Annotated in this window: 8 protein-coding genes; all 8 read left to right on the forward strand. The window is 53.9% G+C overall.

Annotation, left to right across the window (positions count from 1 at the left end; genetic code table 11):
• Positions 1–1,267, forward strand: a 1,267-nt coding sequence (locus AC52PS_RS03110) for an iron-containing alcohol dehydrogenase (protein WP_495561572.1), incomplete at its 5' end; no start/stop codon positions are given.
• Positions 1,264–1,566 carry a (2Fe-2S) ferredoxin domain-containing protein gene (locus AC52PS_RS03115; RefSeq protein ID WP_495561573.1) on the forward strand — a complete coding sequence of 101 codons (303 nt, stop codon included), beginning with the start codon at positions 1,264–1,266 and terminating at the stop codon, positions 1,564–1,566. The genes AC52PS_RS03110 and AC52PS_RS03115, both read left to right, overlap by 4 nt.
• 8 nt (positions 1,567–1,574) lie before the next feature.
• Positions 1,575–3,476 (forward strand): [Fe-Fe] hydrogenase large subunit C-terminal domain-containing protein, encoded by a 1,902-nt coding sequence (locus tag AC52PS_RS03120; protein ID WP_495561574.1) that lies wholly within the window; start codon positions 1,575–1,577, stop codon positions 3,474–3,476.
• Positions 3,469–4,647, forward strand: a complete 1,179-nt coding sequence (locus AC52PS_RS03125; RefSeq protein WP_495561575.1) for a SpoIIE family protein phosphatase — start codon at positions 3,469–3,471, stop codon at positions 4,645–4,647. The genes AC52PS_RS03120 and AC52PS_RS03125 overlap by 8 nt, the downstream gene beginning before the upstream one ends.
• 125 nt (positions 4,648–4,772) lie before the next feature.
• A complete protein-coding gene (locus tag AC52PS_RS03130) occupies positions 4,773–5,057 on the forward strand; it encodes an NAD(P)H-dependent oxidoreductase subunit E (RefSeq protein WP_495561576.1) in 285 nt (94 codons plus the stop codon).
• Complete coding sequence (locus AC52PS_RS03135; RefSeq protein ID WP_495561577.1) at positions 5,054–6,445, forward strand: [Fe-Fe] hydrogenase large subunit C-terminal domain-containing protein; 1,392 nt, start codon at positions 5,054–5,056, stop codon at positions 6,443–6,445. Before AC52PS_RS03130 ends, AC52PS_RS03135 begins: the two co-directional genes overlap by 4 nt.
• Before the next feature lie 183 nt (positions 6,446–6,628).
• Positions 6,629–7,996, forward strand: a complete 1,368-nt coding sequence (locus AC52PS_RS03140) for a putative bifunctional diguanylate cyclase/phosphodiesterase (RefSeq protein WP_495561578.1) — start codon at positions 6,629–6,631, stop codon at positions 7,994–7,996.
• A gap of 164 nt (positions 7,997–8,160) precedes the next feature.
• Positions 8,161–9,194: alpha-amylase family glycosyl hydrolase (locus AC52PS_RS03145; RefSeq protein ID WP_495561579.1), on the forward strand; the 1,034-nt coding region annotated here is incomplete at its 3' end.

Consider the following 9,194-nt stretch of genomic DNA (forward strand, 5'->3'; position numbering starts at 1 on the left):
GCCCGTGGCCCTGGGAGATCTCCAGGGGAAGCGGCGGGCGATGATCGTTACCGACAGCTTCCTCTTTGACAACGGATATGTGGAAACCATCGGGCGAAGTCTGAAATCCATGAACATTCAGTATCAAAGCTTCCACCAGGTTGCGCAGGACCCCACGCTAGAGACTGTGGAGAAGGCTCTTGAAATGGTGAACGCATTTCATCCGGATGTGATCATCGGCCTGGGGGGAGGGTCTCCCATGGATGCGGCAAAGATTATGTGGCTGCTTTATGAATATCCGGAGATCGAGTTCGAAGGTCTGGCTATGCGTTTCATGGATATCAGAAAACGGGTGTACCGCTTGCCCGAAGGCAACAGAAAGGCGGAATTTGTGGCCATCCCCACAACTTCTGGTACCGGAAGCGAAGTGACCCCCTTCAGTGTTATTACCGATCAGAGAAGCGGGGCAAAATATCCCATAGCGGATTACTCTCTCACTCCCGATATGGCAATTCTTGATGCCGACCTTGCGAAACATATGCCCGCGGGCCTCACTGCTGCTTCGGGAATTGATGCAATTACCCACAGCCTGGAAGCTCTGGTTTCCGTAATGGCCACCGAGTACACCGATGCCATGGCCATAGAATCTCTGCTGAACCTCTTTCGCTATCTGCCCGAGGCATACCGGGACGGCGCCGCCAACCCCCATGCCAGGGAAAAGGTTCACAATGCAAGCTGTATGGCGGGAATTGCCTTTGCGAACGCCTTCCTGGGAGTGTGCCATTCAATGGCCCATAAACTGGGAGCAGCCTTCCATTTGCCCCATGGAGTTGCCAACGCGCTGCTCATAGAACAGGTTGTGCGCTTCAATGCAACGGATAATCCCAACAAGCTCACGGCATTTCCCAAGAATGAATATCCCAGGGCACGGGGAAAATATGAGCGTCTTGCGGCAATGCTGAGCGTAGCTGATCAAATGGAACAGGGAGAAACCGGAAAGGGAGCGAAAAAAGGCACGGGGAAAAAGGCCGTAGCAGGGAAGAAGAACATCGAGCAGGGGCTTGAGCTTCTGTGCTGCAAACTTACAGAGCTGAAAGAAGAATTGAATATCCCGGCTTCCATTCAGGCTGCGGGTGTGGATGAGAAAAGCTTTTTGGCCCGGGTGGATGCACTTGCGGAAGAAGCCTTCGACGATCAATGTACCGGGGCAAACCCCCGATATCCTCTGATCGCCGAGATCAAACAGATGTATCTGAATGCTTTCTACGGCAGGGAAGAGGCCGTATGAGCAGAAATGGTACGGATCGCATAACCATATGCATGGGGAGTTCCTGCCATTCCCGGGGCAACAGGGAAAATCTGGAGCTTCTCAGAGAATGGCTGTGTAGAAAATCCCATGTACCGGAAGAACAGATTGAATTAAAGGGGACGCTCTGCTGCGGAAAATGCAGCAGCGGTCCCCATCTGAGTTTGAATAAGGACGAGCCCCTGCCTTCGCGGACGGGGCTGCTTGAGCAATGGCTTCGCAAGCGCTTTTTCAGCGAGGGAGCCGGCGGTCCGGATGAACCGAACCCTGAATTAACCTAAAAACGAACATGAATAAAACTGGAGCCATATATACAGAGGAAACGGTCTGTCAGGATTGTTATAAATGCATCCGCCAATGTCCGGTGAAGGCAATCAGCGTGGAAGACGGTCATGCAGTAATCATGGCGGATAACTGCATATTATGCGGTGTCTGTGTGAACGCATGTCCCGTGGGGGCAAAAAAAGTGCGGGACGATTCGTCCCTGATTGAAGCCATGCTGGACTCCGGGGAGCGGGTTTGTGCGGCGGTGGCGCCGTCTCTTTTAGCGATGGACAGTGCCAGGCTGATCTCACCCCTCTTTCCCATGCTTGAGCGTCTGGGATTCTCCGCCTGGGCCCGGGTGTCCGACGGAGCGGACTGGGTGAACGCCCGCACCCCGTCTGCAGCTGCTGCAGAAACCGGAACAGATGTCCTGGTGTCCTCGGCCTGTCCCGCTGCCAACCGCTATCTGCGGCTGTACGGCAGGGAAGAGGCGCAGCTTGTAAATTTGCCCACACCCATGCTGGCCGCCTGTGCGGGACTGAAACAGGATTACGACCGTGTGGTTTTTATCGGACCCTGTGCTGCGAAAAAATGGGAGGGGGACAGCTTTCCCCAGTGGGTTGACGGGGTGCTTACCCTGGATGAACTTGAGTCTCTCATGAATCGGCGGGGTTTCGCCGCCGATGCAGGCTCCAGCTATCAAACGGCAGCGGGCGCTGAACCTGTACGCTCAAAAGCTGCGGTCCCTGAAATCGTGCCTCCTGAAGCCGTACGCCCAGAAACCGTACGCCCAGAAACCTCGCCCCGGGCGGTCCCATACCCGGCCACCGTTCCCGTTGAGGAAAACCCGGGCTTATCCGCAGCCCGGCTTTATCCTAAACCCGGGGGGATGCTGGAATCCCTGAGTAAAACCTGTCGGCTTCCCCAGGGGTCCATTGCGGTTTCCGGAGTGGACCGTTTTCAGGAATCTCTGGATGAAGCGGTGCTCTTGGGGAAGGACGGCGGTCCGGTTTTCATGGAGATGCTTTCCTGCAGGGGCGGCTGTCTGGAAGGGCAGTGCGCTTCATCCAGGGCGGGCCAGCTCCGTTCCTCCTGGGAATTGGAGAGATTTTCAGCTGATTCCCGACCGACGGACGGCAGCTCATGGATGTCTGCACATGAAATTGATTTTTCCTGCCTCAGGGAGCTTGAAGAATTCAGCTGGCCGCAACTTGACCGCCCGGTCAATTTACCCATGCACCCTTCCGGCGGCGATCCGGAAACAGACCTGAAAATCAGAAACTTTCTGGACTCCATCGGCAAACATGGCCCGAAAGATGAAAAGGATTGCGGTGCATGTGGCTACGATTCCTGCCGGGACTTCGCCTGGGCGGTTGTAAACGGCTTCGGCGAAAGAAATATGTGTGTAAGCAATCTACGCATGGTGGCTGAACGAAAGGCCAATGCCCTGCTGAAAACCATGCCCTGTGCGGTTGTAATTGTGGATGATCAGCTGGGCATTGTGGAATGCAACAGAAAATTCCTCCAGAATTTCCTGCCGCAGGCTGCAGAACTTTCCGCCAGAGAGCTGCAAAAGCACATTCATCAGGTGAATCTGGAGCGCATTATCGAAGACTGCTCGGGCTTTCGTCAGGTTCTGAAAAGCGGAGCCACTCTTGAAGGGATCACGCTGAAAAAGAATGAGCGGATCTATGAACTCACCATCTTTCCCGTGGAGAAAGAACGTACCGCTGGATGCTTGCTCCAGGATATAACCCAGCCCTTCGTTCGCCGGGAGAGCGTCATCCGCCGGGCAAAAACGGTGCTGGAAAAAAATGTTCAGACCGTCCAGCAGATTGCCTTCCTGCTGGGGGAAAATGCCAGTGAGAGCGAACAGATGCTCAGAGCGGTTATTGAATCCTTCGGCGGAGGAGAACGGGATGAGTGAGCAGCTTTTCAGTGATATCGCCTTCAGCTCCACAGCCAAGCACGGCGAATCCGCCCGGGGGGATTGCTTTCTCTCAAGGAGGGACGGGGACGGATCCACGGTGGTGGCTGTTCTCTCAGACGGACTGGGATCGGGAATCAAGGCAAATGTACTGGCCACCCTCACCGCGAAGATTGCCCTGGATATGTTTTCCTCGGGGGAGGATTTGCTCACCGCCGCAGGACTTATTTACACATCCCTTCCCACCTGCAGTGAGCGGAGAATCAGTTACGCCACGTTTTCCGTCCTCCGCTCACACGGCAACGGCGATGTAACCCTTATTGAGTTTGATAATCCTCCGGCCTTGGTTATCCGGAATAACGAACTACTTGAGCTTGAGACGGAGGTGTTTACCGTGCCGAGACCCCGTGCTGCTCCGGCAACCATCACCAGGAGAGTGCTCCATTCCCTCCCGGGTGACCGGGTGGTGTTCTTCAGCGACGGGGTAAGCCAGGCGGGCATGGGCAGCCCGGCTCATCCGCTAGGTTGGCAGGATGTGTTTCCCTATATTCGGGGGCTTCTGAATCATAACCCGCAGCTCGGCTCCACCGATCTGAGCAAAGCGGTTCTCCGGCGGGCGGAACATCTGGATGGGATGAAGGCCCGGGACGATATCAGTTGTGGAGTTCTTCATGTACGTCATCCGCGAAAAACGGTCCTGGTTTCCGGCCCGCCCTTCCACCCCCAGGGGGATGAATATCTGGCCTCGCTGCTGAAAAATTTTGAAGGCAAAAAGGCAGTCTGTGGAGGTACTACCGCCCAGATTATTGCCCGGGAATGGGGGGAGCAGCTGCATATGGACTTGAGTTTACATAAAGGCAGTCTGCCTCCCATGTCCCGCCTGAAAGGTGTGGATCTGGTAAGTGAAGGAATTCTTACCATTTCCGCACTGAAGGACGCCCTGGAGCATTCCGTCGAAAGGATCGAGTCCCTGGATCCCCCGGTTGAACAGCTTCAAAATCTTCTTTTAAACAGCGACAGCATTCGCATAGTGGGGGGGACCAGAATTAATGAAGCCCACCAGGACCCCAATATGCCCATGGAGCTGGAGATCAGACGCAATGCCCTCAGGTCGTTAGGTGAGATTTTGAAAACCCGGTATTTGAAAGAAGTGGAACTTGAGTTTATTTAAAACTGACTGCCCCAAAGAGTGTGGAAAATAAATCGGTGCCGCCGGTTGGGGCGAAAACATGGGCGGCTGATAGAAGCGGGCACGCAGGCGCTATGGGAGAATAGATATGCTAAGGGAGAATAGATATGAAAGAATTGCAGCGGAATGAAAATATTGAAATTGAACTATGCATGGGAACCGCGTGCCACGTCCATGGTGCGGCCGACTTGCTTCACAGACTGGAGATGCTTGGTAATACCTATTCCATTAATGTAAGCGGTACTCCCTGCCTCGGCAGCTGCCGTGAAAGCGGAGCTCTCAGGCCGCCGGTGATCCGCATTAATGACAGGCTTCACTTTGGGGTACTGCCAGATGGACTTGAGAAGCTGATAGCTGCCGTCCTGGAGGACGATAAAGAGGCACAGCGATGAGTCTGCGGAGAAACCGGAGTACCAGGGGCGCAAAAATCCGTCGGGAAATCTATCAGGGAATTGCTGAAAGCGAAATCCGCAATGATCCTTCACTTCTGGACAGGCTTCCCTACGATATGGATGCCCGAAGCAGCGACACCGCCCGCTGCTGCAGCCATCACCGGAAAGCAGTGCTGAGAAGGAGAGTTGTGGCGGCTATGGGATACCGTCCATCCAGCGTTGAAGAGTTTCAGCCTCTTTCCGGTCTGCCGGTGGAAGGTACCGGTAAACCGGCCATGGTGATTATCCCCGAAGCATGTAACAGCTGTCCTTCTTCAAGCTATGTGGTTACAAATGCCTGCCAGAACTGTGTGGACCGCAGCTGCAGCCACCAGTGTCCACGGGATGCCATAACATTCACCAATAGCGGAGCAGTAATCGATGGCGAGCTGTGCATCAACTGCGGAAAATGCGCCAAAGCTTGCAGTTTCTCTGCCATCATTCCCCGGAAATCTCCCTGCCTGGATGCCTGCCCCGCCGGAGCCATTCATCGGGAGGGGGACGGTCCCGCAGTCATCCATGAAGAGAAATGTATTCAATGCGGACAGTGCATGCTCTCCTGTCCCTTTGCAGCCCCGGTTCCGGTGTCGCAAATGCGGAATGTGGTCCGTGAGCTGGGCGGGGAGAACCGGCCGGTTGCCCTTATTGCCCCTTCGGTGCACGGGCAGCTTCCCGGAACCAGAGAGCAGTTTTATGCAGGACTGGGGCGGCTGGGGTTTGCCGCCGTGTATGAGGTTGCTGAGGGTGCCGTCACCACCGCAGAACACGAGGCCCGGGAACTGGGGGAACACATGAAAGAAGCGAAAGGCTTCATGACTTCCTCCTGCTGCCCCGCATACACCGAACTTGTTCGAATTGCCATTCCTGCCCTGGGTGCCAGGGTGAGCAGCACTCCTCCCCCGATGTTTTACAGCGCCCGGGAAGCGGCGGTGAAGCATCCCGGACACAGTCTGGTGTTCATCGGCCCATGTTTTGCGAAGAAGCTGGAAGCGGTGCGGGACGGATCAGCGGATTATGTAATTACCGTGGAGGAACTGGGGGCCATGCTGGTGGCGGCGGAAATCGAATTGTCCGATCTGCCGGACAACGGCTGCGGATATGATTCTTCCCTCCCGGATTGGGCCATGGGTTTTGCAAGGGCCGGAGGCGTAGCCGCCGCAATTGCCGGAATATCATCCCGGCCCCCTAGAATCAGGAACATAAAGGGGCTGGATAAAAAGCAAAGCAATCTGCTGAAAGCCTGGAGTAAAAAGCCGGAGCTTGCTGACACAGATTTCCTGGAGGTGATGTGCTGCCCCGGGGGGTGTGCGTCCGGGCCCGGAGTTCTATGGGAGAACTCCGGCGAATAGCGTAACTGGTAGGTATGGGGGGGGGCGGTATCTGAGAACGGAATCTGCCCTTCCCGTTACCGCTTCATTTAGATATCCTTGGAAAAATTATATAATTAGACTCTTGCTTGTTTTATAGCGAAAAATTCACCTTTTTTCAATATACCGGCACATCTTCGGGAGTTTTTACAATATATTTATTCCATGGAGTTTTCAAACCAGAAGTCATGTGAAGAGCAGCTGCAGAAACTCTCCGTTGAGCTTCAGCTTGAACAGGAACATGCACAGCAGCTTGAACGTCTCTTGAATCACGACCCCGACACCGGTTTGCCCCAGCGCCACGTTCTGATACGCCGCCTCATACAGATGGTCCGCGACGGCGAAGAGGCCCCCTTTGCATACGGCATTATCCGTCTGGACCGCCGATATCAGCGTATAAAATACACCCGGGACCGAATCAAGGTGCTGCTGTACATCACCGCCGAGCGTATTAAATCCATTCTGGGCGAAGGAAACGTGTACCAGTCCGACAGGAGCGACGAGTTTCTGTTTGTGATGAAGGGTTTTACAAGCGACCAGAATATCACTGAACGAATAGAGGAAGTACAGTCTGCCATTCTGGAAAAACATAATGCTCCCGCATCGGACCTGAGCTTTGGAAGCAATGTGGGAGTTGCCGTGTATCCCTGGCATGCCCGAAAGCTGGAAGAGCTTGAAGTGAATGCAGAGATCGCCCTGGGCATTTATGAGCGTAAGAGAGAACAGGGCTTCCTCTACACCCCCGAACTGGGTGAGCGCTTTCATGAAAATGAATCTCTGGTGCATCAGATGCATCAGAGCATTCAGGACGAGTTTAACGGATTTTATGTGGTGTACCAGCCCATTATCGATACAGACAGAAAGGTGATGGGCTGTGAGGCGCTTATGCGCTGGACTGTCTCCGGCTTCGGCGCCATACCTCCGGCACGCTTTATTCCCCTGGCTGAGGAGAACGGCTATATACGTTTTCTCGGGAAGTGGGTGCTCTACCAGGCCCTGAATCAGATCAGGCTCTGGAGGGAAAGCCACGGTACCGATTTTTTTATGTCGGTAAATTTATCCACCGTGCAGCTGGAAAGCTCTGAAATTCTTTCTGACATTGAAACCGCCCTCAATACCCTGGATTTACCCGGGGATGTTCTGCATCTGGAAATTACCGAAAGCGCCGTGATGGAAAATCCAATGGAAATTACCGCCAAACTCCGGAAGATCAGAGATATGGGGGTGAAAATCATGGTGGACGATTTCGGCACAGGCTATTCCAACCTGAATTATCTGCATCAGTTTCCTGTGGATACTTTAAAAATCGCCAAAGAATTCCTGGATACGTACCCGCAAGATGAAGGTGCCCGGGAACTGGTGAGGGCAATTCAGGGACTGGCACAGAGTTTCGGCTTTGCCACCCTGGCTGAGGGAATTGAGAAGCAGGAGCAGTTTGACGCTCTCAAGGATTCCGGAGTGCATTTTATCCAGGGTTATATCTTCAGTCCCCCCATCGATCCCGCAGAATTCGAAGAAAAATACCTCATGTAATGCGTTTCATGTTTCCGGTATGGCTTTGTCAGATCGTTCCCGGGGGAGCTTCCGTCTGCTGAGTGGACAAATTTGGGGCTGATATATGGTAAAAATCGGCACAGACGAGCATGTGGGAAGCCTTGAACTGGATTTTACCCGGTATCGGTTGTATGTTGCCGCATATGAATATAAAAAAATTTTACCAAAGAAAACACATGGTGACAACAGCCCTGCTGATTGCCGCCATTTTGATAACGGCATGTAAGCCCCAGTCGATGGGGCCGGGTGACGAGTATTTCGGCAATTTTACTCCGGTTAACCCAGGCGCAGAATCCCTGGGCGCAGCGGCGGACTGGTATGCGGACGCCAGATTTTATCATATCTGGGTGAATGCCTTTTCCGACTCCGACGGTGACGGTATCGGAGATATTCCTGGAATCGTGGACCGTCTGGATTATCTTGAGGACCTTGGGATTAACGCCATCTGGCTCTCCCCCATCTTCGAAACCAAAGGTCAGGACAACCCTCAGGGCAACATGCACGGCTACGACACCACCGATCACTACGAGATTAATCCCTACTTCGGCGATACGGAAGATGTGCGTACTCTCCTGGATCAGGCTCATGCCAGGGATATTCGCGTAATCTTCGACTTTGTTCCTAATCACGTTTCAACCCAGCACCCGTGGTTCCAGTATTCTGTTGATAATTCCGGGGGCTACGGCGACTGGTTCGTATGGGAACAGGAGGACTTGGACAATTACTACAATGGCCCCTGGAATCAGGATGTGTGGCACCGGGCTTCCAATGGCCGCTACTACTACGGAGTGTTCTGGGACGGAATGCCGGATCTGAACTATGAAAATTTGGAGGTTCGGGAGGCCATGGCAAGCGTAGTAACCCATTGGCTGAACTTCGGCTTTGACGGAATCCGGGTGGACGCGGTGAAGTATATATATGAACACGATACCGACGACAATCCCCGAACCGCCCCTATTATGTCAGATGCCTCGGCCACCAGAGAGTATTTCGCCGAACTGCGGGAAACTCTCCTGGATCCCTACGGCTACCGGGGTTTTGGAAAGTTTATGGTGGTGGAAAACTGGACCAATACAGATAAGCTTGACACCTACGCCGAATACAACGGCAGGGACGCAGCCCAGATGAGCTTTGACTTCGACCTGGGAGGCTCCATCTACCAATCCCTTTCCGGCGG

The sequence above is a fragment of the Salinispira sp. genome (assembly GCF_059431795.1).